This is a genomic window from Vibrio sp. 10N.222.48.A3 (assembly GCF_041475345.1).
Lineage (GTDB): Bacteria > Pseudomonadota > Gammaproteobacteria > Enterobacterales > Vibrionaceae > Vibrio > Vibrio tasmaniensis_A.
The window spans coordinates 1-1,077 of record NZ_JBFRVX010000505.1; the positions used below are offsets into that span (position 1 = coordinate 1).

At 40.8% G+C, this 1,077-nt stretch carries 1 protein-coding gene; it reads left to right on the top strand.

Annotated features, from left to right (window positions below):
- The coding region (locus tag AB4653_RS14850) for a carbamate kinase (RefSeq protein ID WP_372104583.1) at positions 1-921 on the top strand (921 nt) is incomplete at its 5' end.
- Positions 922-1,077: the final 156 nt, after the last annotated feature.

Genomic DNA, 1,077 nt, shown 5'->3' on the forward strand with positions numbered 1-1,077 from the left:
GTATTAGCTTTAGGCGGTAACGCTCTTTTAGCAAGAGGCCAAGCATTAACGGCTGAGAACCAACGTGAAAATATAATCAAATCAGCGGCGAGTATTGCTGCGATAGCACGCGAGCATGAGATTGTTATCGTTCATGGTAATGGCCCACAAGTAGGTTTGTTGATGGAACAAAACGCGGCTTATAGCGAATATTCGCCAGAGACGACACCATACCCAATGGATGTACTCGGCTCTCAAACCTGTGGCATGGTGGGCTACATGTTACAACAAGAGCTCAGAAACATTGACCCTGAATTAGACGTAGCAACGCTAGTCACGCAAACTGAAGTATGCAAAAAAGACCCTGCGTTTGCTAACCCGACTAAATTTGTTGGCCCTGTATATACAGAGCAACGAGCTAAAGAATTAATGGCTCAAAGCACAATGCAGTTTAAAGCTGATGGCGAGTACTACCGACGCGTTGTGCCTTCTCCTATGCCAAAAAGCATTGTTGAAATTCAGCAAATTGAAACACTTCTAGATACAGAAAACCTTGTTATCGCTTGTGGCGGCGGCGGTGTTCCCGTGAGTATTGAGCAAGGTAAGAGTACTGGCGTAGAGTGCGTCATTGACAAAGATCTTACGGCTGAATTACTGGCTGAAAAAATCCATGCCGACTTATTTATTATCTTAACCGATGGTTCGATTTTCCGTAACTACGGTAAAGAAGACCAAGCAGAAATGAAGCAAGCAACGCCTACTGGTTTAGCAGAATTTTCATTCCCTGCTGGTTCTATGGGGCCAAAAATTGATGCCGTTTGTAAATTCGTTGAAGCTGGATTGGGTAATGCGGCGATTGGTTCATTATTTGATTTAGATAAAATAATCACCAATGAAGCTGGTACTCTGATTACAAAAGGCGAAGGTATTGTTTATTACTAAAGTTATCGAGAGATAACCATCACTAATATAAACCCATTAAACAGGCCTCTTATTTAATAATAATGAGGCTTATTTTATTCGGACCGTTTAATACTAGATGAGATAAATATTCATAAAATTGGAAATTAAACCTGAAAAGAATGAATACATAATATC